Genomic DNA, 23,930 nt, shown 5'->3' with positions numbered 1-23,930 from the left:
CGTCAGCGGATCTGCATGCCGGAGATCGCGCGGGAGATGACCAGGCGCTGGATCTCCGACGTGCCCTCGAAGATCGTGTAGATCTTGGCGTCCCGGAACATCCGCTCCACCGGGTGCTCGCGCAGGTAGCCGGCGCCGCCGAGGATCTGCACCGCCTTCTCGGTGACGGCGACGGCCACCTCGCCGGCCTTCAGCTTCGACATCGAGCCCTCGCCGGCCGTGAACGGTTTGTCGTTACGGCCCATCCAGGCGGCCCGCCAGACCAGCAGGCGAGCGGCGTCGATCTCCATCCGCATGTCGGCGAGGGCGAACGCGATCGCCTGGTTCTCGATGATCGGGCGGCCGAACTGGACGCGGTTCTTCGCGTACTCCAGGGCGTACTCGTAGGCGCCGCGAGCGATGCCGATCGCCTGCGCGCCGACCGCCGGGCGGGACAGCTCGAACGTCCGCATGGCGGAATTCTTGTTCCGGGTGCCGGACCTCGCCCGCGCCAGGCGCTCGTCGAGGGCCTCCTTGCCGCCGAGCAGGCAGCTGCCCGGGACGCGCACCTCGTCGAAGAACACGTCGGCGGTGTGCGAGGCGCGCAGGCCGAGCTTCTTCAGCTTCTTCGTGCCGGCCAGCCCCTTCGTGCCGGGCGGGACGATGAACGCGGCCTGCCCGCGCGACCCCAGCGACGGGTCGATGCTGGCCGTGACCACGTGCACGTTGGCGATGCCGCCGTTCGTCGCGTACGCCTTCTGCCCGGTGATCACCCACTCGTCGGAGGCCTCGTGGTAGACCGCGCGGCTGCGCATCGAGCCGACGTCCGACCCGGCCTCCGGCTCGGTGCTGCAGAACGCGGCGACCTTGGGGTCGGCCTCGTCGCCGAAGCACTGCGGCACCCACTCGACCAGCTGGTCCGGCGTGCCGGAGCCGTAGATCGCGGCGACCGCGAGCGAGGTGCCGGAGATCGCCATGCCGATCCCGCCGTCACCCCAGAAGAGCTCCTCGTTGGCGATCGGCAGCGACAGCCCGGTGCTGTCCGACCACGTGTTGATCAGGAACTCGAAGCCGTAGAGCCCGATCTTGGCGGCCTCCTGGAGGACCGGCCAGGGCGTCTCCTCGCGCTCGTCCCACTCGGACGCGGCCGGCCGGATCACCGACTCGGCGAAGCCGTGCACCCACTCGCGCAGATCGGATTGTTCCTCGTTGAGGTCGAGCCAGAACTCCACAGCGGGGCCGGTCCCTTCGCGCGTGACGGCGACTTAACTCGCCGGTAACCCTACGGTCCGGGTAACCCACATCACAACCCCCCGAGGTTTTCAACTACGGGATGCCCAGCTCGCGCCGCGGTCGGCGGGCAACCGGGACCAGCTGGCTCTGACGCCCCTTAAAGCAGCCCCATAAGGGCCGTCAGGACCAGCCCGGCACGCGCAGCTGGCTCTGACGGCCCGTAAAACAGCCCCATAACGGCCGTCAGGACCAGCCCGGCACGCGCAGCTGGCCCTGACGGCCCGTAAAACAAGCGGATAACGGCCCTGAGGGCCAGCCGGGGTCGGGACGTGCGGTGCTACCCGTCGCCCCGCCGCTCACCGGTTCGTGCTGGAGCTCTCCGACCCGGCGTGGGACGCGTCCGCGGTGGAGGGCAGGGCGTCGTCGCGGCGGGGCAGGGTGGCCGGGTCGGGCAGGTCGAGCAGGTCGTCGGCCGGTGCGGCGATCAGGCCGTTGCGGTGCGCGATCAGCCGGCCGCCCGCCACCAGGTCGTCGAGCATCGCGGCCAGCCGGGCCGCGCCCGCCTTGTTGGCGTTCCAGCCGAACAGCCGGGCCGCCGCGGCCAGCAGGTCGTCGCTCTCCACCAGGCCGGCGTCCAGCACCAGGTACTCCAGGGCCAGCTGCAGCTCCGACTCGGCGACCTGCTCCGGCTTGCGGGCCACCCCGTCGCCGGGGACCCGGACCGCCGGGATCGGCGCCTCGGCCGCGGTGACGAACGTGCCGTCGAACCCGGCGGCCGACTCGATGACCGCCGACTCCACGGCCTGGCGGATCGGCTGGGTGACCCGGCTGATCCCCCACGCCTCGCGGATCCGGCGGATCAGCACGGCGATGTGCACCGGCCCCTCCACCTCGGCGATCCGCTCCACGGTGCGCACCAGCAGTGCCCGGACCACCTGGTCGTTGACCCGGGCGGACGGCGGCAGCGCCTCCAGCTCGGCGTTCCGGTAGGGCAGCGCCCACTCCGGACGCTGGGCGGGCCGGGTGACCAGGTCCAGGTCGGGCTCGGCGAAGACGTCCGGCACGGCGAGGGCGTTCTCGATCGCGGTGCGCAGCCGGGCCTCCTCCTCGGCGCGGCCGGAGTACCAGGCGACGCTCCAGATCCGGTGCAGGTGCCAGCCGAGGCCGTGCAGCACCTGCTCCTGGAGCCGGTCCCGGTCCCGGGCCACGGCGGCGTCGCCGTAGGAGGGGCCGTCGCACTGGATGCCCAGGGCGTAGGCGTCGACGGCCGGGTCGGCGTGCCGTACCCCGATCTCGATGCGGCATCGACCCGCGCCGACCTGGCGCGTGACGGCGTAACCCCAGCCCTCGACGGTGGTGGCGACCGCGTCAGCAAGCGGCCCGGCGTCGGCGGCGGCGGAGGCGTCACCGGAAGTGGCGCCGGAGGCGAAGTCGAGATAGGCCGCGAGGCACCGCTCGCCCTCGTCGGCGGGCTCCTCGCGCCGGCTCTCCGGGATCGAGGTGACCACCTCGACCCGCTGCCGGGCCCGGGTGATCGCCACGTCCAGCCGGCGCGCGCCGGCCGGGCCGCCCGCCGCCGCCGGGTCCGGGCCGGTGGACAGGATGATCACGTCGCGTTCGTCGCCCTGCACCGCGTCGGCGGGCTTGACGAAGAACCCGGTGAGCGGGTCGTCGCCGAGGAACCGTTCCAGGTCGGGGCGGGCGCCGAGGACCGTGTCGACGGCGTCGGCGACCGCGTCGGCCTGCCCGGCGGTCAGCGTGACCACGCCGAGTGACAGCGTGGGCCGGGTGCTGAAGTGGTGCGCGACCCGCTCGGCGACCAGCGCGGCCTCGACCGGCGCGTCGACGGCGGGCAGCAGCGCGAGGCCCAGGTCCGGGCCGGCCGGGTGCGCGCTCGGGAAGGTGACCAGGCGGCCCTGGTAGAACGTCCGGCCGGCGAACGCGATCAGCGACTCGTGCCGGCTGCGGTAGTGGCGGGTCAGGGCGAGCCGGGTGAAGGCCGCCGAGTCGTTCGCGGCCACCAGCACCGAGGTACGGCCGCCGGCCGGGGGCAGCTGGGCGTCGTCACCGATCACGATCAGCGAGTCACCCCGGTACGCGCAGGCCACCGCGGCCGCCGGGGTCATCCGGGACGCCTCGTCGATGATCACCACGTCGAAGCGGCGCTCGGCGGGCAGGTAACGGCTGACCGCCGCGGGTGGCATCACGAAGCACGGCTTGAGAGCGGCGGTCGCCTCCCACGTACGGTCCAGGAGCTCACGGACCGGCAGGTGACCATCGGTCTTGAGTCCCTCGGCGCGGATCACCGCGGGCGCCCCGTCGGCGGTGACCGCCGGGCGCCGCGCGTTGACCGCCTCGATGATCGTGCCGGCCGCGTCCTGGACCAGCTCGGCGTCGAGCCGTCGGAACTCCTCGACCAGCTCGTTGCGCTCGATCGCGGCCAGCGGCGCGAGCCGTTCGTCGCCCTCGATGACCGCGTCGGCCCAGGCCCGGAAGAGCGCCCGCTCGATCACCGGGCGCAGCCGGCCGACCTCGACGCCGTGGTCGGCGCAGAAGTCGACGGCGGTGTCCACGCCGTGCTCGGCGAGCACCTCGCGGGCGGCCAGGTAGTCGAACCACTCACGCTGGCCGCTGTCGTCGTCGTGCAGGTCGCGCAGCAGGTCCCGGGCGGTCTCGTAGCGGTCCAGGCTGGTGCCGAGGCGGACCTGCCGGGCCGGGCCGAACGCGTCCAGGATCCGCTGCCGGGCCTGCTGCCAGCCGTCGATCAGGGTGCGCAGCTCACCGGCCGGCACCGCCGCCGGCGCCGGGGCCAGCGCGGCCGCCTGGTCCGGGGTCAGCGCCACGTCGGCGCCGCTGCGCAGGGTCCGGGCGTGCGCCGCCCAGTCGAGCGCCCGGTCCACGGCCCGCAGGTCGGTGTCGCGGCCGCGGTAGACGTCGCCCAGCGCGGCGGCCAGGGCCGGCGCGCTCTCGGCCAGCTCCTGCGCGGTGCCGAGCACGGTGCCGCGCACCTCGGCGATGGCCTGCGCCTCGGCCAGGTCCAGTTCCCGCCCGGCCACGTTGCCGAGCTGCCCGAGCGCTTCGGCGGCGGCCTGCAGCGGACCGGTCTGCGCGCGCAGCCAGCCGATCGCCGCGGCGATGGTGCCGTGACCGAGTTCCGGCCGGGCCGCCGCCTCCGGCGCCGGGCGCAGGGTGCCGCGCCAGTGCCGGAACACGTCGCGGGCCTCGGTGACCGCGCGCAGCGTCTCGCCGTCGCCACCGCGGTTGCAGACGTACTCGATGACCGCGGGGACGGCTTCCGGCGGGGTGACCCGGAGTGCCTCGTTGACCGTCTCCAGGGCCCGGCCGATCGCCAGGAAGTCGGTGTCGAGCCGCTTCCAGAACCGGCCGAGCAGGGCGGCGTGCTGCCGTTCCGCGGCGACCAGGCCCTCGTTGGCGCGGCGCCAGGCGACGGCCAGGGGCAGCTGGGCGACGGCCGCCTCGGCGCTGACGCCGGGTTCGGCGAGCGCGGCCACGGTCTCCTTGTCCCAGCGGTACCCGGCCAGGAACCGGCGCAGCCCGCGGTGCACGGTGGCGAACCGTTCGGCCAGGTCCTCGACCGGCTCGTGCAGCACCGCCTCGGTGAAGTACTCGCGGGCCTGCGCCCTGGCCTGGGCGACCGCCTCGACGTGCCGCCGCAGCTGGCCGGCCGCGGCGTGCACGCCGGCCTGCGCGCCCGGGCCGAACCAGGCCGGCTCGGGTTTGTCCGGCCGGGAGCCGAGCTCGGCGACCACGGTGACCAGCTCGACGTCGGAGAAGCTGACCACGTCGGGCAGGCCGAGCCGGCTGGTGATCCGGTCGAGGTCGCGCTGCTGGTGCTCCAGCTCGTCGGCGTCCACCGCGAACCGGCCCGCGAGGGCCTTGGCGGCGGGCGCGGTGAGCGGGGCCAGGTCGATCGCGGGCGGGTCCAGCGCGGGCCGTTCCGGCAGTGCGGTGACGTCCTGCTGCGCCAGCTCGGCGGCGGGCAGGCCGGTGCGTTCGCGGGCCAGTTCCTCGGCGGCGCGGATCTCGGCCAGCTGCCGGGTCAGCGTCTGCACGGCCTCGCGGACCGGGCGCAGGCCGGCCGCGGTGAGCCAGGCGTCGGCGACCTCGGCGGGCCGCCCGGCGGCGGCACCGGCGAGGTCGGCCAGTTCGGCGACGTCCACCGGCAGCCGCAGGTGGAAGGCGGTGGCGAGCGCGGCGTACCCGTCGGTGGCCTCGGTCAGCACCTCCAGCGCGAGCTGCGCGTCCTGCAGCGCGGCGCCGAGCGGCTCCTTCTCGATCACCTCACGCCAGCGGAAGCCACTGCGCTCGGTGGCCGGCCGCCACGCGCCGGTCAGCCGGTCGGTGGCGGTCCGGATGCGGTCCAGGACGTCGTCGGTCAGGGCCAGAGGCTGCCATGCAGGAACAGGACCATCGGGTACGCCGGTGAGCGCGGCCACCCGTCCCAGCACGTCGTGCAGGCTCCGCCCGAGCGGGGCGCGGTCCTCGTTGACCGCCGTCGCGTAGGCGTCCAGCCGTTCCCGGCGGTCGCGCAGCGTCTGCCGGTCCAGCTCGTCCATCCCGGGCGACGGCAGCGGCACCGCCTCGAGCGCGGCGGCCAGGGTCGCGGCGACCTGCTTGCGCCCGGCCCGGTGCCCGTGCAGGTCGAGCAGGTAGTTGCCGAGCCCGGCCGCGGCCAGCCGGTGCTGGACCACGTCGAGCGCGGACGCGGTCTCCGAGACGAACAGGATCCGCTTCCCGGCATGCGCCAGCGCGCCGATCATGTTGGCCACGGTCTGCGACTTGCCGGTGCCGGGCGGCCCGTCGATCACGAAGCTGTGCCCGTCCAGGGCGGCCGCGACGCAGGCCCGCTGGGCGGCGTCCGCGTCCAGCAGCAGCGGGGTCTCCGCCTCGTCGAGCCGGTCGGCGCCGATCGGCTCGAACTCCAGGTCGCCGTCCTCGGCGGCCAGCGCGCGCACCACCGGGTGGGCCAGGATCAGGTCCTCGTGCTCGGCCAGGTCCTGCCGGATCGCCTCGCCGGCCAGGTCGAAGCGGGCCAGCACGACCGCGTCGGCGATCCGCCAGCCGTTCCTGCCCTCGAGGCGCTTGCGCAGCTCGTCGAGGTCGGCGGTGAGCTCGACGCCGAGCGGCTCCAGCCGGTGCGCGAGAGCCGGGTTGAGCACCGGGTCGCCGGTGCCGGCACGCAGCCGGGGCACGTCGCCGGGGCCCAGGGCGACCAGTTCGACCGGGGTGAGCAGCAGTGGGCTGGCGTGCCGGGCGCCGTCGGCGTCCTGCCAGTGCAGCAGGCCGGTGGCCAGGTGCAGCACGTCCTCGCCGTGGTCCAGGCTCTCCTGGTGGGAGTGCCGGCGCAGGTGCCGCAGCAGGGTCTGCAGGGTGTCGGCGGGCAGCCCGGTCTCCAGCCGCTCGGCGCCACCCGGCCCGAACGACCAGTCCCGCCCCCGCCGCAGCCGGTCGGTCACCGCGGCCGGGCCCGGGCCGGTGATCTCCACCAGGTCGGCGCCGGCCCTCGGAAGATCGAGGAGCCGGTCCGCGGCGCCGGGGTCGCCGATCCCGGCGCGCCAGGCGGCGAGCGCCGTGCGGGCGTCGTCGCCCGGCCCGAGCTGTCCATCTGCTTCATCGCGCCGCATGTGCCCATTGCAGCAAGGCAACCGGTGCCATGCTGGCGATTCGTCCGAATGACACCCGCCACTATCGGTTCGAGACGCGGCGGGCGACGTTCCGGGGACGGGTTCAGCGCTTGCGGCGGGCCACCAGCACCGTGTCGTGGATGATGCCCTCGGTCCCGTCCGGCAGGGTGGCGGCGCGGGGGCGTTTCTCCGTGGTCAGCACGTCGAAGACGTCCGGATCCAGGTCGGCGGCCGCCTGTTCGGCGGTGAACATCATGTCCGGGAAGTGCATCCGGCCGGGGACGGTGGCCAGGTCGTCCGGGTGGTGACCGACGATCAGCAGGGTGCCGCCGGGCCGGACGGCGGCGGCCAGCCGGGCGTACAGCTCGCGGCGGGCCGGGCCGGGCAGGTGCATGAAGTGCGCCGAGACCAGGTCGTAGGACCGTTCGGCGGGCGGGTCGGCGCGCAGGTCGGCGTGGGTGAACGTGATCCGCTCGGCGAGCCCGGCAGCGGTGGCGTGCCCGGCGGCCCGCTCCAGGGCGACCGTGGAGATGTCGGTCCCGGTCACCTGCCAGCCGCGTTCGGCGAGCCAGGCCGCGTCGGCGCCCTCGCCGCACCCGACGTCCAGGGCCTGCCCGGCCGGGAGCCCGGCGGCCTCGGCGACCAGTTGCACGTTCGGTTTGCCGCTCCAGATCGCCGGCCGGGACCGGTAGCGCTCCTCCCAGGCGGCCGGCTCGTGCATGCTCTCCTGCTGACGCCGGTACTCCTCGACCGCGGCCCGGGTCTCCCCGGCGATCAGATCCATGTTGATCATGGCGCCTGCTGCCTGCCCGGCCGCGGCGGCGACCGCCACGGTCGCGCCCAGGTTCGTCACGTTGCCGGCCACCCAGACGCCGGGCACCGTGGTGGCGCCGGTCTCCTCGGCCGGGATCCGCAGGCCCATCACGTGCCCGTTCATCTCCAGCGGCTCCGGCTTCAGGCCGAGCGACTCGAGGAACGCCGAGCGGGCCACGAAGCGCGGGGCGACCGCGATCGCCTCCAGGGGGATCACCCGGCCGCCGGCCAGGCGTACGCCGGTGATCCGGTCGTCGGTGACCTCGACCGCCTCGACCTGCTCGCCGACCACCGGGATGCTGCGGGCGGCCAGCTGCTCGGCCTGCTCGGGCTCCGGGGCCGGTCCGCCGTCGAGCAGGTAGAGCACGTCGTCGCTGAGCTGCCGCCAGAGCTGGGCGCCGTGCATGCTGATCGGGCCGGCCACCAGCACGCCGATCCGCTTGCCGCGCAGCTCCCACCCGTGGCAGTACGGGCAGTGCGCCACATCCCGCCCCCACCGCTCGGCAAGGCCGGGGATGGCCGGCAGCTCGTCGGTCAGCCCGGTGGTGACCAGCAGCCGCCGCCCACGCACCTGGGCGCCGCCGGCCAGGGTGACCAGGAAGCCGTCCGCGGTGCGCTCCGCCTGCTCGGCGGTGCCCTCGCGGAACTCCCCGCCGTACGCGGCGACCTCGGCCCGGCCGGCCCGGTACAGCTCGGCGGGTGGCACACCCTCGCGGCCCAGCAGGTTGTGCACGTGCCCGGCCGGCGCGTTGCGGGGGTCGCCGCTGTCGATCACCAGGACCGACCGGGCCGACCGGGCCAGGGTCACCGCCCCGCTCAGCCCGGCCGCGCCGCCGCCGATCACCAGTACGTCGTACGTCCGCTCGTCCATCGCCCGCTCCTTCTCGTCGTCCGGGAACCCACCGTGCCCCCGGAGCCGCAAAACCGGCAAGTATCGTTGCTGTTATGGCAAAAGACCTGGATGCCGCGCTGGCCGCCGTCGGCCCCCGGTTGCGCACCCTGCGGCAGAGGCGCGAGCTGACCCTGACCCAGCTGGCCGAGACCACCGGCATCTCGGTCAGCACGCTCTCCCGGCTCGAGTCCGGCGACCGCAAGCCCACCCTGGAGCTGCTGCTGCCGCTCGCCGAGGCGTACCAGGTCACCCTGGACGAGCTGGTGGACGCGCCGGAGACCGGCGATCCGCGGGTCCGGCAGCGGCCGATCGAGCGCAACGGGCACACGTACATCCCGCTGACCCGGCGGCCCGGCGGGATGCAGGCGTTCAAGCAGATCATCCCGTTCAACGCGGCCGACCACGACCGGGAACAGCAGACCCACGAGGGGTACGAGTGGATCTACGTGCTGAGTGGCCGGATCCGCCTGCTGCTCGGCGAGCACGACATCGTGCTGACCCCGGGTGAGGCCGCCGAGTTCGACACCCGACTGCCCCACAAGATCCTCAATCCGGACCAGGAACCCGCCGAGGTGCTGAACCTGTTCGGCCCGCAGGGCGAGCGCGTGCACGTGCGCGCCCGTACCAAAGGATAGGTTTTGATCGTGGATCTTTCTGTGACGGTCGACGGCGGGGTGGCGCTGCTCGAGATGCGGCGGCCGCCGGCCAACCACTTCGACGAGGCGCTGATCGGCCGGATCGTGGACGCCGCGACCGCGCTCGACGACGACCCGGCCTGCCGGGTGATCCTGCTCGCCTCCGAGGGCCGGCACTTCTGCGCCGGGGCGGACTTCGGCGGCGGTGACTTCGCGGTGGATCACGTGGCCGCGGCCGAACGGCTGTACCGGCGGGCCGCGCAGCTGTTCGACCTGCGGACGCCGATCGTCGCCGCGGTGCAGGGCACGGCCGTCGGCGGCGGGCTCGGCCTGGCGTGCGCGGCGGACTTCCGGGTCGCCGAGGCCGCGACCCGGTTCGTGGCGAACTTCGGCAAGCTCGGCTTCCACCAGGGTTTCGGTCTCAGCGTGACGCTGCCCGGGCTGATCGGGACGCAGAAGGCCACCGACATGCTGCTGACCGCACGCCGGGTCGGTGGCGAGGAGGCGTTCCGGATCGGGCTGGCCGACCGGCTCGCCGAGCCCGGCCGGGTCCGGGACACCGCCCGCGCGCTGGCCCTGGAGATCGCCGCGTCGGCGCCGCTCGCGGTCCGGTCGATGCGGGCCACGCTCCGTGGCGACCTGGCCGCCCGGGTCCGGCAGGCGCTCGATCACGAGCTGGCCGAGCAGCGGGTGCACTGGGCGACGAAAGACAGCGCCGAGGGCATCGCGGCGAGCCTGGCACGCCGCGCGCCGGTCTTCACCGGCGAATAGCCGCTCGCCGAGCCCGCGAAAAGCCGCTCGTCGGCTCGGGGAACAGCCACTCTCCGAGCAGGCCAAAAACGCTTTTATCCGGAAAAATCCGGCGTCACCGGGAACGTCACCACCATCGCTACCCCCGGGTCGCGGGCCTCGGCCACCGCCCGCCCCGCGTGCGCCTCGGCCAGCTGCCGAACGATGAACAGCCCCAGCCCGACCCCCTCCGCGCCACCGACCGCGAACTGCCCGAACAGGTTCTCCCGCAGGCTGTCCGGGATGCCCGGCCCGTGATCGCGGACTTCGAGGCGGTCCACGTCGCCGTCCCGGGCGAGCCGCACCACGATCGGCGCCGACCCGTACCGATGCGCGTTGCTGACCAGGTTGAGCAGCACCTGCTCGAACCGCTGCTTGTCCACCCAGATCGTGGTGCCCGCGTCGATCTCGACCTCGATCGGCGGGTCCACCCGGATGTACGAGAGCGCGTCGGTGACCAGCTCCCGGGCCGGGTACAGCTGCCGGTCCAGCTTGAGGTGCCCGGTGCTGTCGATCCGCTGCACGTCCAGCAGCGCGTCGGCGAGCCGGTTGATCCGGGCGGTCTGCCGCCGGGCCATGTCGAGCATCCGGGCCGGCACCCCGGTGGCGTCCTCACGCAGCTCGTCCAGCACGATCTGGATCGCGCTCAGCGGGCTGCGCACGTCGTGGGCCAGGGTGTTCATCATCGCCGAGCGCCACTGCTCGATCCGGGCCAGCCGTTCCCGGTCGTCGCGCAGGTGCCGGGCGTGCGCCTCGATCAGCATCGCCACCGCCAGCGCGATCGGCATCAGCACGAACGCGCTGCCCAGGATGGATTCCGGCTGATCGGTGACGATCAGCGGCACCAGGTAGGCGAGGGTGGCCGGCACCAGGTAGGCCAGCAGGATCCAGCGCGGGAAGTGCAGGCCGGCCCAGGCGTAGAGCAGCACCAGGAACGGGCCGGTGCCGGTCGCCACCCCGCCGAACGACCAGGTGGAGAGGCCGAGCACGGCGAACGCCGGCAGGCCGAGCCAGGCCGCCGCGTTCCGGCCGGTCCGGTGCCACGGGAACAGGAACGCGAACAGCGACACCACGCCGTCACAGACCGCGACCAGCAGCAGCTTCGCGGACTGGCCCGGATCGTTCAGGATGCCGAGCAGGGCCAGCGCGCCGGCCAGGGCCAGGAGCGCAGCCGACTGCCGGGCCGCGGCACGCGGCCCGGTACCCAACAGGCGAAATGGTCCGGTCTGTTCTACTACGTCAGCATATTTGGTTCCGGAGAGGGCGTCCGTCGAGCAGCGCTCGCAGGTTCTCCGAGATCAGCGCGGCGGCGCCGAGCGGACGGCCACCGGCCGCGTGCGGCGAGATGATCACGTTCGGCTCGTCCCACAACCCGGAGCCCGGCGGCAGCGGCTCGGTCGCGAAGACGTCGAGGGCCGCGCCCGCGATCCGGCCGGACCGCAGCGCGGCGAGCAGGGCCGCCTCGTCCAGGGTGCTGCCCCGGCCGACGTTCACCACCCAGGCGTGCGGCGGGAGCTGCCCGAGGACCGTGGCGTCCAGCACGCCCGCGGTCTCCGGGGTGGCCGGCAGGATCGAGATCAGCACGTCCGCGGCGGGAAGCAGCGCGGGGAGCTCGGCGGCGGTGACCACCGGGAAGCCGTACCGCTCGCCGGCCGTACGGGCCACCCCGGTGACCCGGGCGCCGAGCGCGGCGAGCAGCGGCGCGAGGGTCCCGGCGATCCCGCCGAACCCCCAGATCACCACGTGCGCGTCGCGCAGCGTACGGAAGGATCCTTCTTCCCGGACCGGCTGCAACCCGCCCAGCTCCCCCGCCCACCGGTGCCCGACCTGTGCCCGGATCAGCAGGTTCAACCGGCGGGCGGCGGCCAGCACCAGGGCCAGGGTGTGCTCGGCGACGGTCCGGTCGTGCAGCCCGAGCCCCGCGGTGACCAGCACGCCGGTCGCGAACCCGGCCTGCAGCACGGCGTCCGGCCCGGCGGCCAGGCTCTGCACCCAGCGCAGCCGACGGAGTCGCCGGGCGGCGTCGGCCAGCTGCGGCGCCGGGTTGCCCCAGACCACCAGCGCCTCGGCGTCGCAGTGCTCGTCGGGAATCGGCTCGCCGATCGGGTAGACCACCGCGGTGACGCCGGCGGGCAGGCTGACGTCGAGTTCCACCGAGTCCGGCAGCAGCACCTTCATGACCGGTGAGCTAACCAGATCAGCCGCGCAGCCGGTACAGCACCGCGGTGGCGTGCTTCTTCTTCCAGCGCCCGGCCTCGACGTACTTCGCGGTGAGCAGCGCGCGCAGGTGCGGCCGGGCGGTGAGCGGATCGGCGCGCTGATCCGCGATGACCAGCCAGACGCCGGTGGCGCCGGCCACCCGGGCGGCGTCGTCGGTGAACTCACCGGCGGTCAGCAGCCCGGTCTGCCCGGCCGGAGTCTGAAACAGCACGTCCCGCGGCCGGTCCGGCACCCCGCGCAGGTAGTAGTCCATCCCGGCGCGCATCGCCCGGTTCTTCGGCGGGTAGACGATCACGTCGCCGGGCTGGTCGTACGTGCCGACCAGGGTGGCCAGGCCGCGGTAGTCCGGGCCGTTCTTCGCGGTCGGCAGGCGGATCGACCGCTGGCCGGGCAGGGCGATCGCGGCCAGCAGGAGCAGCACCGCGCCGATCCGCACCATCCGCCCGCCGATCAGGTCCCGCCACGCGCGGGGCTCCGGCGTGTCGGCGACCAGCGCGACCGCGGCCAGGATCGCCAGCGGCGCCAGCACCACGATCATGTAGCGGGCCACCCACATCGGCGAGAGCAGCACCGACGCCAGCGCGACCGCGGCGAACGGGCCGAGCGCCAGCACCACGATCGGCGTCAGCCGGCGGGCCGGCTGCCAGGCGGCCAGCACCGCCAGGCCGATCAGCAGCCAGGCCACCCGGCTGGACCCGGTGATCTCGCCGGGCATCGCGCGGATCGCGGCGACCGTGATCGGCTTGACCCAGTGCAGCTGGGTGCTGTCCTGCTGGGTGCCGAAATACACCAGCGGGGCCAGCGGCAGCAGGGCCAGCGCCACGGTCAGCAGCCAGACCCCCGCGGGCCGCCAGTCCCGGCGGCGCCAGGCGACGATGCCGGCCACCGTGGCGTGCGCGGCCAGCGCGGTGAGCGCGATCAGGTTGAAGCCGCCGAGGAGCAGCACCGACAGCCCGTAGAGCGCCCAGACGACGGCTTTCGGCACCCGACCGGCCGGGCCGCCGCGAACCGCGGCGAGCAGCAGAAGCAGACCCAGGATCGAGAAAAGACACACGAACGCGTACGGACGGGCCTCGGCCGCGTACCGGGACGTGTTCGGAATGATCACCAGGATGAGGCCGGTGGTCAGGCCGATCAGCGGGGTGAACAGCCGCCGCCCGAGCTCGGCGGTGAGCCCGACCGCGCCGGCCATCGCCAGGATCGACGGCAGCCGCAGGGACAGCTCGCTGTCGCCGAAGATCCCGGTCCAGAAGTGCAGGAACCAGTAGTACGCGCCGAACACCGCGTCGACGTGCTGGACCAGCTGCCAGATCTGCCCGGTGGTCCGCGTCGCCACCTCGGCCGAGGTCACCTCGTCCCAGCTGAGCCGGGGACGGGTGGCGGCGTAGAGCGCGACCACGAGCATCAGCAGGCCGGAGACCAGCCCGGGCAGCACGGCACGGATCCGGTCACGGACGGACGGCGACTCGATCACTCAGTGTTCTCCCCCGGCCGGTTGCTGGCGATAGAAACGTAGCTCGTCGCCGCCAGCCCTTACCGTGAGTTAAGTCATGCGTGGGAACGGCCCCGGCGCGTGGTGCGCCGGGGCCGTTCCGGGACGCTCGCTCAGCTGCCGACCGGGCCGCCGTCCGGGCGCCAGGTGACGATCACGGCGGGCTTGGCGTAGCCGCCGTCCGGCCAGAACGAGGCCGGCTTGTCGACGGTGGCGCCGGAGATCTCGCCCGGGTGCTGCACCGCGGTGAAGACCGACTTGTCGTCGCCGGTGATGAACGGGCCGCAGGTCTCGGCGCCGCGCGGCACGGTGAGGAACTGCTTGAGGTGGCCCTTCTCCTTACCCTCGATCGGCGTGGCGAACAGGCCGTCGTTGCTGCCCAGCGCGTTGCCGTCGGTGGAGATCCAGAGGTTGCCGGCGCTGTCGAAGGCGACGTTGTCCGGGCAGGAGATCGGCGAGACCGCGGACTTGTCGTACCCGCCGAAATAGGTGTCGGCGGCGGCCGGGTCACCGCAGACGATCGGCAGCGTCCAGGTGAACGTGGTGCCGGTGTGGTCGCCGTGGTCCTCGGTGACCTCGAAGATGTGGCCGTGCTTGTTGGCGTTGCGCGGGTTCGCCTCGTCGGCCGGCGCGTTCGTGCCGACACCGCGGTTGGTGTTGTTGGTCATCGCCGCGTAGATCTTCCCGGTGCGCAGGCTGGGCTGCACGTCCTCGGGGCGGTCCATCTTGGTGGCGCCGACCGCGTCGCCGGCCAGCCGGGTGAAGGTCAGCACGTCGGCCGCGGTCATCCCGGGCACGTACGACCGGCTCCCGGACACCAGCTTGATCCACTGGCCCTTGCCGTCGAACCGGCCGTCGGCGGGCAGCGTGCCGGTGCCGTCGATCTCACCGGCCGGGCTGTCCCCGGTCACCTTGGCGACGTAGAGCGTGCCGGACTCGAGCAGGGTCAGGTTGTGCTTGCGGGCCAGGTGCGAGTGCCCGGGCAGGAACTTCTTGTCGGACACGAACTTGTAGAGGTACTCGAACCGCTCGTCGTCACCCATGTACGCGACCACGTGACCGTCCCTGGCCACGATGACGTTCGCGCCCTCGTGCTTGAGCCGGCCCAGCGCGGTGTGCTTGCGCGGGGCGGACTCCGGGTCGAACGGGTCCACCTCGACGATCCAGCCGAACCGGTGCGCCTCGTTCGGGTGCTTGCCCAGGTCGAACCGCTCCTGCGCGCGGTCCCACTTGCGCGAGCCGCTCGGGTAGCGGGCGGTGGTGGTGATGCCGTACCGGGTCAGCTTGGGCTTGAGGGCCTCCGGGGACTGGTCGGCGCCGACGAAGTACTGGTTGAAGTTCTCCTCGCCGGAGAGCACCGTGCCCCACGGCGTGACACCGCCGGAGCAGTTGTTCAGGGTGCCGACCACGGTGGTGCCGCGCGGGTCCGCCGCGGTCCGCAGCCACGCCGAGCCGGCTGCCGGGCCGGTCAGCCGGAACGTCGACGCGAGCGCGGTGAGCCGCCGGTTGTAGTGCAGGTGGCGGCTCTTCACCGGCGTCCACCGGCCGGAGCGGCCGGCCCGTTCGATCTCCACGACGGAGAGCCCGTGCGCGGCGATGGCCACCTCGAGCTGCTCCACGGTGAGCGCGTCCAGGCTGGTGAAGCCCGGGAACATCAGCTCCTCGTTGGTGTACTCGTGGTTCACCACCAGCAGCGCCCGGTCGTGGCGGCCGGGGAGCGGCAGCACGCCGACGAAGTCGTTGTTGAAGCCGAACTGCCGGGACTGCCGGGCGGCGGTCTGCTGGTGCAGGTCGAACGCCGGGGCGCCGGCCACCACCGGGTCACCCCAGCGGATCACCACGGCGGTCTCGTAGCCGGCCGGGACGGTCACCGCGTCCCGGGTGTTCGGCGCGACCGTCTCGAAGGTCAGCGCGCCGGCCTTCGAGGGCTTGAGCTGCTGCCCGCTGCTCAGGACCTCGGTGGCCGGCGCGGCCGTCGCCGGGCTCGCCAGGGCGGCCGCGGCGCCGCCGAAGCCGAGCACCATGCCGCCGACCGCACCCGCGCGGATCACGCCCCGGCGGCTCATCTCGGCGTTGACCACGTCACCGAGGTACGGGTTGGCGGACGCGTTGGGCGCCGGGTGGTCGCAGGCGTTCCCGCAGCGGTAGAGACAGGTCATCGCGTCCCGGCTGCCACCGCTGTGCCCCAGCAGTGGCAGGAAGCGGCGTTTCTCGTCCGTCATCGCATCTCCCTCGTGGTCGTCCGCGCCGATGGCGGCTCCCGGGAAGGTAGGTGCACCGCCCGGCGCCGGCCACCGGATCCGGGTGAACGGGCGATGAACGTCGATGTCGTATATCCGTCGTCTACCCGGCCCGGCCAGCATGCGAGGGCACGACAGCGACGGGCCGTCACCCTACTGACGGCGGGGGCGGCGGGTACGTGGTGGCGGGCGGCCGCCGGGCGCTCGCCGCCCGCCGTCGTGCGCAAGGGGCTCTGAGCACCGATGCAAGTGACAGGCAAGTGGGTCCGGGAACACTGTCCGCTCCGAAGCCGACAGTCACACCGAGGAGCGACCCCTTGCCCGGCACGAGCACCCCGTACACCCAAGAAATGATCATGATCCATCGGGTGTTCCGCCGCGAGGCCGCCCTGTTGCTGCAGTTCGTCGGCGTGGCCGGGGAGGGCGACGTCGCGCGGTCCCGGCAGGTGGCCGACGCGGTCCGCGAGTACATCGGCGCCCTGCACCACCACCACACCACCGAGGACGAGCTGATCTGGCCGCTGCTGCACGCCCGCGCCCAGGTCTACGACGACCTGGTGGTCCGGATGGAGCAGCAGCACGAGGCGCTGGACGGCACCCTCACCGACATCCAGACGCACCTGCCGCGCTGGGAGGCCACTGCCGAGGAGCAGGACCGGGCCGCGCTGGCCGACGCGCTCGTGGTGCACCTGCGGATCCTGCACCAGCACCTCGCCGACGAGGAGTCGCTGGTGATGCCGCTGGTCGAGGACTTCCTCACCCCGCCGGAGTGGGAGCAGGTCGGCAAGCAGGGGCTGGAGAACGTGCCGAAGTCGAAGATCTTCCTGGCCCTCGGCGCGATCCTGGAGGACGCCACCCCGGCCGAGCGTGCCGAGTTCCTGAAGAAGGTGCCGGCGCCCGGCCGGCTGCTGTGGCGTCTGGTCGGCCGGCGGCAGTACCGCCGGCAGATGGCGACGCTGCGCGGCGGTGTCGCATGACGGTCACCTTCGCCCTGCTCGGGCCGGTCCGCGCCTGGCGCAACGGCGCCGAGGTCCCGCTCGGCTCACCGCAGCAGCGCACCGCCCTGACCGTGCTGCTGCTCCGCGAGGGCCTGCTGACCACCGTCGACGAGCTGGTCGACGCGATCTGGCCGGTCGACCCGCCGGCCTCCGCGGTCGCCACCGTGCGCACCTACCTGTCCCGGCTGCGCCGGCTGCTCTGCGGGCCGTCCGGCTCGCCGAACGCGGTCCGGATCGGCTGGATCGGCGGCGGCTACGTGCTGTCCGCCCCGCCCGGCTCGCTCGACGTCCAGCTGTTCCACCAGCACACCGCCCAGGCCGCCGACGCGATGCGGCGCGGCGACCACCCGGCCGCCGCGGTGGCCCTGCGCGCCGCGGTCGGCCTGCACCGGGGCACCCCGCTGGCCGGCGCGGCCGGCGGTTACGTCGAGGGCCAGCGCGCCCGCCTGACCGAGCTCTGCCGCAGCGCCGCCCTGGACCTGGTCGCGGTCACCGTCGAGCTGGGCGGCTACCCCGAGGCGATCGCCGACCTGCGCGCCATGGTCGCCGAGGATCCGCTGCGCGAACGCTGCCACGCGCTGCTGATGACCGCTCTCTACCGCGCCGGCCGCACCGCCGACGCACTGTCCCACTACCGCAAGGTCCGCCGCATCCTCGCCGACGAGCTGGGCGTCGAGCCGACTCCGGCCCTCCGCCACCTCCACCAGCGGATCCTGCTGGGCGACCCGGGCCGCCTCCTGCCCTCCCCCACCTGACCGCTCCCGATCACCGGATTCACCGCGATTCCGTACGCGTGAGGAGTCCCGTCCGCAGGCATCAGCCACGTCCCGTGGCAGCCTCGCGCGACGTCCTGCCGCCTCCCGGCCGCGCCGCGCCCCAGGCCCCGGCTGGTCGTGAGGGGTGTCTCGCGGTCCGCGAGACACCCCTCACGACCAGCCCGCGAACCGCCCGCGCGCCGCCCCCGGAACCCACCGCCGTGCCGCGGCCCCCGATTCCCGGCTGGTGCTCAGGGGTGCCTCGAGGGCCGGGACACACCCCTGAGCACCAGCCGGGGTACAGCGAGGCGAGCACGGCCACCGCGGTGACGATCTGCACGGTGCGTGCCGGGCGGCGCCCCGGCCACCACGGCGGCGAGCACCGCCGACCGGCCCCCTGGCGATTACTCCCCGCTTTGTTGACAGTAGGGGCGGCCGGGGCCCGCACCGTTGCCGGTCAACCGCCTCGACGGGTGATCGACAACGGGAAATCGCCTTACTGTCGCGTTGCCGACGAGAGCCGCACAGGAAACGAGAACGACTCGCGTGACCCCTTAAGATCCCGGGACGACACCACGTGCGGTAACCCTGCGTGTGGTTCCGGAACCACACCGCCGGGCACCGACCGGCAGCACGGAGCGCCATCTCGCCAATCACCCAGCGTGACAACGGACCGAGCGAAGGACCCCCCCGATGATCGAGATCCGTGTGCTCGGCCCGGTCGAGGCTCTGGTCCGCGGCGACGTCGTCCCGCTCGGTGGCCACCAGCAGCAGGCGGTGCTGGCCATGCTGGTCGCGGCCGGCGGCGAGGTGGTCACCGTCGACCGGATCGTCGACCAGCTCTGGGGCGAGACCCCGCCACCGCGGCCCCTCGTGTCGCTCCAGGCGTACGTCTCACGGTTGCGCCGCCTCCTGGAACCGGACCGCCTGCCGCGCGCCGCCGCCGTGGTCCTGGTCAGCGAGGGTTCCGGGTACGCCCTGCGGCTGCCCGCCGGCGCCGTCGACGCGTGGGAGTTCGAGCACCTGCTGCAGCAGGTCCAGGAGATGCGCACGCTGGGCCTGTCACCGGCCAACGCGGAGGCCGCCCTGACCCTGCTGCGCCGCGCCACCGCCCTCTGGCACGGCGACCCGTACGAGCAGTTCGCCGACGAGCCCTGGGCCGGCCCGGTGATCACCCGGCTGGCCGAGTCCCGGCTGATCGCCCGGCAACGGATCGCGGCGTCGCTGCTGGTGCTGGGCCGGTTCGGCGAGGCGGTCCCGGCGACCCGGGCGCTGGCCGAGGCGGAACCGTTGCGCGGGCTGGCCTGGCGGCTGTGGGCGGTCGCGCTGTGGGCCGCGCACCGGTCCGCCGAGGCGCTCGACGTGCTGCGCCGGCACCGCCGCCATCTCGCCGACGAGCTGGGCCTGGAGCCGGAGCCGGCGCTGGCCGATCTGGAACAGGCCATTCTGGAGCAGCGCCACGAGGTGCTCGCCGCCGAGTTGCGGTTCGGCCTGCCCGCGGACGACCCCTTTCCGGTACGCCCGGCCCAGCTCCCCCGGTCACCGGCCACGTTCGCGGCCCGCGAGTCCGAGATGGCCGAGCTGGACCGGCACACCGCCGACCCGGACGGCACCCCGCTGACCGTGATCAGCGGCGTCGGCGGGGTGGGCAAGACCACTCTCGCGGTCCGCTGGGCGCACCAGGCCGCCGGCCGCTACCCGGACGGCCAGCTCTACGCCGACCTGCGCGGATACGGCCCGGAGGACACCCCGCTCGCCCCCGGCGACGTGCTGCTCGGTTTCCTCGGCGCGCTCGGCGTGGCCGACCACCGGGTGCCGCCGGGCGAGACCGAGCGCACCACGCTGTTCCGCAGTGTGCTGGCCGGCCGGCGGATGCTGCTGGTGCTCGACAACGCCCGGGACGCCGAGCAGGTGCGCCCGCTGCTGCCCGGCGCGGCCGGCTGCGCGGTCGTGGTGACCAGCCGCAACCGGCTCGGCGGGCTGCTGGTCACGGACGGGGCACGGCCGCTGCACCTGGACGGGTTCCGCGACGAGCAGGCGCGGGCGTACCTGCGCGGGCGGCTGGGCGCGGCGCTCGTCGACGGCGAACCGGCCGCCCGGGACGCGATCGTGGCCCGCTGCGGTGGCCTGCCGCTGGCGCTCGCGGTGGTCTGCGCCCGGGTCGGGTTCACCCTGGGCACGGTCGCCGAGGAGCTGGCCGAGGAGGAGGGGCTGGCCGCGTTCGCGGTGGACGGGGTCAAGCACGACCTGCGCGCGGTGTTCTCCTGGTCGTACCGGCGGTTGCCGGCCGCCGCGGCCGAGCTGTTCCGGCACCTGGCGCTGCACCCCGGCTCGGATCTGCCCCTGGCGGCCGCGGTGAACGTGGCCGGGCGGGACCGGGCCGGCACCCGGGCGCTGCTGCGCACGCTCTGCGACGCGCACCTGATGAGCGAGCGCCGCCCGGGCCGGTACGGCTACCACGACCTGGTCCGCGCGTACGCCGTCGAGCTGGCACACCGGCAGGACGAGCCGGCCGCCCGCGCCGACGTGCTCCGCCGGCTGGTCGAGTACCACCTGCACACGGCGTTGCGCGCGGCGGACGTCTACCTGTCGTACCCTCGCCCGGTCCGCGGCGGTGCGATGGCGGCGGACATCGTGCCGGACCGGTTCACCTCCCGCGAGGCGGCGCTGGCCTGGATGGACGCCGAGTACGAGACCACCATGGCGCTGGCCGAGCTGTGCCGCACCCCGGGGCGGGAGCGCTACCTGGGGCCGTTCGTCTGGGCGCTGATCCCCTACCAGCAGGACATCCGGTTCCACCTGGAGGACTCGTTCACGCTGTCCCGGTGGGCGCTCGCCGTCGCCGAGCGCAGCGACGACCAGTGGTGGATCGGGTTCCTGAGCTATGTGATCGGTCGCGGTCACCTGTGGCTCAACCGGATGGACGAGGCCCGGCCCTACCTGGAGCAGGCGATCGAGGTGGGCCGGCGCACCGGCGACAAGCTGCGGCTGGCGCACGGGCTGCTCGGCACCGCGGTCGCGATCATCGGGTTGAACAGCGCGCCGACCCGGGAGCAGGCGATCGCGGCGTATCCGTACGGCCAGGAGGCGCTCGAGGCGTACCGGCTGGACAACGCGGAGATGGCCCGGTTCGAGGAGGCCAGCTCGCTGCACCCGATCGGCTGGTACCACTTCTACCAGCCGGGCGGCCGGGCGAAGGCCCGCGAGCTGTTCCAGCAGAGCTTCGAGATCCACATGCGGGGCGAGAACACCCTGGGCGCGGCCGGCGCGGCGATCCAGATGGGCCTGCTGATGCAGACCAGCGGCGATCTCCCGGCGGCGATCGCGGCGTTCCAGCAGGCCCTCGACCTGTACGGCACGTCGATGCCGAGCCGGCGCATCGAGCCGTTGATCGGTTTGTACACCGCGCACCGGTCGGCCGGTGACGACGCGGCGGCGGAACGGGCCCGGGCCGAGGCGCTGGGGTTGCTGGAGACCGCGCGGTACCCGGATCTGGCCCGGATCCAAGCGGTGCTCGGCGCTCCGCAGATCTGACAGGAAACCGTCCTAACCAGAGGATCGGCCAGGCGTTTTCGTTAACGCTAACAAGTTGCCGGAAACAGCGCCAGAGCAGGGTATTACCAGCCAGGACATCGACGGCCTCCTCTTGACAGCGGCATCGATGTTTGCGTACACATTGCTCTTACGCCCCTACGGAAACATCCCCGACACACTCACGTTGCGTCTCCACCCCGCACCGGAGGACTCTTCATGCCTGAAAACAAAACCCGCCTGGTCGGCTTGGCCGCCCTGCTGGTCACGCTGCCGCTGGCGATCGCCCCGCCGGTCTCCGCGGCCGCGGTCGAACCCGACTACACGATCGCCCTGAGCCCGAAGGCCGACGGCCCCGCGCTGGCCAAGTCCCAGTACGGCGTCTTCTTCGAGGACATCAACTACGCGGCCGACGGCGGCCTCTACGCCGAGCTGGTGCGCAACCGCTCGTTCGAGTTCAACGCCACCGACGCCGGCGGCTACACCGGCCTGACCGCCTGGACGACCACCGGCACCGCCACCGTGGTCAACGACGCCCAGCGGCTCAACGACCGCAACCGCAACTACCTCAAGCTGACCGGCACGGTCACCAACGCCGGGTACAACACCGGAATCGCCGTCAAAAAGGGCGAAAAATACGACTTCTCGGTGTGGGCGCGGGCCGGGGGCAGCGCGCCGCTCCAGGTGACGCTGCAGACCGCGGCCGGGGTCACCCTCGCCGCGCCGGTGGAAGTGAGCCCAACCGGCGACGCCTGGACCAAGTACACCGGCACGCTGAAGGCCACCGCGACCAGCGACCAGGGCCGGCTCACGGTCGGCTCAGCGGCGCCGGTGAGCCTCGACGAGATCTCGCTGTTCCCCCGGGACACCTACAAAGGCCGGGCCAACGGCCTGCGCGAGGACCTCGCCGACAAGATCGCCGCGCTGAAGCCGGGCTTCGTCCGCTTCCCCGGCGGCTGCCTGGTCAACACCGGTAGCATGTACCCGTACGACGCCGCGAACAACTACCCGCGCGCCCGGTCGTACCAGTGGAAGGACACCGTCGGACCGGTCGAGACCCGGGCCACGAACAAGAACTTCTGGGGCTACAACCAGTCCTACGGCCTCGGCTACTACGAGTACTTCCAGTTCTCCGAGGACATCGGCGCCATGCCGCTGCCGGTGCTGCCGGCCCTGGTCACCGGCTGCGGCCAGAACCGCGCCACCAACGACCCGGCCCTGCTGCAGCAGCACGTCCAGGACGCCCTCGACCTGATCGAGTTCGCCAACGGCCCGGTCACCTCGACCTGGGGCAAGGTGCGCGCGTCGATGGGCCACCCGAAGCCGTTCGGCCTGACCACCGTCGCGGTCGGCAACGAGGAGAACCTGCCCGAGGAGTACTGGGCGAACTTCCTGCAGTTCCAGGCCGCGATCAAGGCGGCCCACCCGGAGATCGCGCTGGTCAGCAACTCCGGCCCGGACGACCAGGGCAGCACGTTCGACAACCTGTGGGCCAAGAACAAGGCGAACGGCACCGACCTGGTCGACGAGCACTACTACAACAGCCCGGCCTGGTTCCTGCAGAACAACGCGCGCTACGACTCGTACGATCGCTCGGGTCCCAAGGTCTTCCTCGGTGAATATGCCTCGCTGGACGCGAAGTTCGCCAACTCACTGGCCGAGGCGGCCTACATGACCGGCCTGGAGCGCAACGCCGACGTGGTGAAGATGGCGAGCTACGCGCCGCTGCTCGCCAACATCGACAACGTGCAGTGGAAACCGGACATGATCTGGTTTGACAACGACGAGTCGTGGGGTTCGACCAGCTACCAGATGCAGAAGCTGTTCATGACGAACGTCGGCGACCGGGTGGTGCCGAGCACGGTCACCGGCGGCGGCGTGATCACCCCGAAGCCGATCACCGGCGCGATCGGCCTCTCCACCTGGCGCACCGCGGCGACCTACGACGACGTCACGGTCACCCGCCCGGACGGCAGCACGATCTTCGCCGACGACTTCAACGACGGTAACGCCGACGGCTGGACCGCGGTGCAGCCGCGCGGCACGTGGACCGCGGCGAGCGGCGGATACGCGCAGACCGACACGGTCTCCGAGGACACCATGGTCAAGGCCGCCACCGTCACGGACACCGACTACGACTACACGCTCAAGGCCACCAAGCAGGCCGGCGCCGAGGGCTTCCTGGTCGCGTTCGGCATCCAGGAGACCGGCAACTTCTACTGGTGGAACCTGGGCGGCTGGAACAACACCCAGGGCGCCGTCGAGAAGGGCGTCACCTCGGCCAAGGAGCAGCTGCTCACCAAGCCGAACACGGTCAACACCGGGCAGACCTACAACCTCAAGATCCAAGTCCGGGGTACGAAGGTGACGCTCTTCCTGGACGGCGCCGAGTGGGCCAGCTTCGACGACAACGCGGTCACCGAGCCGTTCGCCCAGGTCGTCACAAGCGACGCGAAGACCGGTGAACTGATCGTCAAGGTGGTGAACGCCCAGGACAAGCCGGCGGTCACGAAGATCGACCTCGGGGGCCGCAAGGTCGCGCCGACGGCGAAGGCGACGGTGCTGGCCGGTGACCCGGGCGAGCAGAACACCCGCACCGCCGAGCCGATCCTGCCGGTGACCAGCACCATCCACGGCGTCGCGTCGACCTTCACCCGGAAGTTCCCGGCGAACTCGGTCACCTTCCTGCGCATCCGGACCCGATGAGG

At 73.1% G+C, this 23,930-nt stretch carries 13 protein-coding genes; 6 read left to right on the top strand and 7 right to left on the bottom strand.

Going from position 1 to position 23,930, the window contains the following annotated elements:
- Positions 1-2: 2 nt before the first annotated feature.
- The 3 genes from ADL15_RS37190 to ADL15_RS37180 form a co-directional block, all read right to left on the bottom strand.
- Positions 3-1,211 (bottom strand): acyl-CoA dehydrogenase family protein, encoded by a 1,209-nt coding sequence (locus ADL15_RS37190; protein WP_067701504.1) that lies wholly within the window; start codon positions 1,209-1,211, stop codon positions 3-5.
- A 357-nt stretch (positions 1,212-1,568) separates the two neighbouring features.
- On the bottom strand, positions 1,569-6,857 hold the full coding sequence (locus ADL15_RS37185) for a DUF3320 domain-containing protein (RefSeq protein ID WP_067701501.1): 5,289 nt from the start codon (positions 6,855-6,857) through the stop codon (positions 1,569-1,571).
- Positions 6,858-6,960: 103 nt separating this feature from the next.
- Positions 6,961-8,541 (bottom strand): bifunctional NAD(P)/FAD-dependent oxidoreductase/class I SAM-dependent methyltransferase, encoded by a 1,581-nt coding sequence (locus ADL15_RS37180; RefSeq protein WP_067701558.1) that lies wholly within the window; start codon positions 8,539-8,541, stop codon positions 6,961-6,963.
- A 74-nt stretch (positions 8,542-8,615) separates the two neighbouring features.
- Here ADL15_RS37180 and ADL15_RS37175 point away from each other — a divergent pair, with 74 nt between their 5' ends.
- Both ADL15_RS37175 and ADL15_RS37170 read left to right on the top strand, forming a co-directional pair.
- Complete coding sequence (locus ADL15_RS37175) at positions 8,616-9,197, top strand: helix-turn-helix domain-containing protein (protein ID WP_067701498.1); 582 nt, start codon at positions 8,616-8,618, stop codon at positions 9,195-9,197.
- Positions 9,198-9,206: 9 nt separating this feature from the next.
- Complete coding sequence (locus ADL15_RS37170; RefSeq protein WP_232344779.1) at positions 9,207-9,968, top strand: enoyl-CoA hydratase/isomerase family protein; 762 nt, start codon at positions 9,207-9,209, stop codon at positions 9,966-9,968.
- Between the two features lie 74 nt (positions 9,969-10,042).
- Here ADL15_RS37170 and ADL15_RS37165 read toward each other — a convergent pair whose 3' ends face one another.
- From ADL15_RS37165 to ADL15_RS37150, 4 genes are all read right to left on the bottom strand, one after another.
- On the bottom strand, positions 10,043-11,194 hold the full coding sequence (locus ADL15_RS37165; RefSeq protein WP_232344778.1) for a sensor histidine kinase: 1,152 nt from the start codon (positions 11,192-11,194) through the stop codon (positions 10,043-10,045).
- A 31-nt stretch (positions 11,195-11,225) separates the two neighbouring features.
- Positions 11,226-12,164: an NAD(P)-dependent oxidoreductase gene (locus tag ADL15_RS37160; RefSeq protein ID WP_067701495.1), complete on the bottom strand. Its 939-nt coding sequence runs from the start codon at positions 12,162-12,164 to the stop codon at positions 11,226-11,228.
- 19 nt (positions 12,165-12,183) lie between these two features.
- Complete coding sequence (locus ADL15_RS37155; protein ID WP_067701490.1) at positions 12,184-13,680, bottom strand: glycosyltransferase family 39 protein; 1,497 nt, start codon at positions 13,678-13,680, stop codon at positions 12,184-12,186.
- Between the two features lie 131 nt (positions 13,681-13,811).
- Positions 13,812-15,920, bottom strand: a complete 2,109-nt coding sequence (locus ADL15_RS37150; RefSeq protein ID WP_067701487.1) for a PhoX family protein — start codon at positions 15,918-15,920, stop codon at positions 13,812-13,814.
- Between the two features lie 335 nt (positions 15,921-16,255).
- Here ADL15_RS37150 and ADL15_RS37145 point away from each other — a divergent pair, with 335 nt between their 5' ends.
- From ADL15_RS37145 to ADL15_RS37130, 4 genes are all read left to right on the top strand, one after another.
- Positions 16,256-16,915: a hemerythrin domain-containing protein gene (locus ADL15_RS37145; protein WP_198171178.1), complete on the top strand. Its 660-nt coding sequence runs from the start codon at positions 16,256-16,258 to the stop codon at positions 16,913-16,915.
- Entirely contained in the window at positions 16,912-17,691 is a 780-nt protein-coding gene (locus ADL15_RS37140) for an AfsR/SARP family transcriptional regulator (protein ID WP_067701482.1), read from the top strand. The genes ADL15_RS37145 and ADL15_RS37140 overlap by 4 nt, the downstream gene beginning before the upstream one ends.
- A gap of 693 nt (positions 17,692-18,384) precedes the next feature.
- Positions 18,385-21,225, top strand: a complete 2,841-nt coding sequence (locus ADL15_RS37135) for an AfsR/SARP family transcriptional regulator (protein WP_067701479.1) — start codon at positions 18,385-18,387, stop codon at positions 21,223-21,225.
- A gap of 216 nt (positions 21,226-21,441) precedes the next feature.
- A complete protein-coding gene (locus ADL15_RS37130) occupies positions 21,442-23,928 on the top strand; it encodes an alpha-L-arabinofuranosidase C-terminal domain-containing protein (protein WP_067701476.1) in 2,487 nt (828 codons plus the stop codon).
- The last annotated feature ends 2 nt before the right edge of the window (positions 23,929-23,930 follow it).

Source organism: Actinoplanes awajinensis subsp. mycoplanecinus, from assembly GCF_001509495.1.
Lineage (GTDB): Bacteria > Actinomycetota > Actinomycetes > Mycobacteriales > Micromonosporaceae > Actinoplanes > Actinoplanes palleronii.
Note: the sequence above shows the minus strand (reverse complement) of the source record. Positions and strands in the feature narration are given on the sequence as shown.

Bases quoted from the DNA above. Each gene is read 5' to 3' on its own strand.
- ADL15_RS37150 (WP_067701487.1), bottom strand. From the start codon at position 15,920: ATGACGGACGAGAAACGCCGCTTCCTGCCACTGCTGGGGCACAGCGGT.
- ADL15_RS37185 (WP_067701501.1), bottom strand. From the start codon at position 6,857: ATGCGGCGCGATGAAGCAGATGGACAGCTCGGGCCGGGCGACGACGCC.
- ADL15_RS37140 (WP_067701482.1), top strand. From the start codon at position 16,912: ATGACGGTCACCTTCGCCCTGCTCGGGCCGGTCCGCGCCTGGCGCAAC.
- ADL15_RS37180 (WP_067701558.1), bottom strand. From the start codon at position 8,541: ATGGACGAGCGGACGTACGACGTACTGGTGATCGGCGGCGGCGCGGCC.
- ADL15_RS37160 (WP_067701495.1), bottom strand. From the start codon at position 12,164: ATGAAGGTGCTGCTGCCGGACTCGGTGGAACTCGACGTCAGCCTGCCC.
- ADL15_RS37130 (WP_067701476.1), top strand. From the start codon at position 21,442: ATGCCTGAAAACAAAACCCGCCTGGTCGGCTTGGCCGCCCTGCTGGTC.
- ADL15_RS37135 (WP_067701479.1), top strand. From the start codon at position 18,385: ATGATCGAGATCCGTGTGCTCGGCCCGGTCGAGGCTCTGGTCCGCGGC.
- ADL15_RS37175 (WP_067701498.1), top strand. From the start codon at position 8,616: ATGGCAAAAGACCTGGATGCCGCGCTGGCCGCCGTCGGCCCCCGGTTG.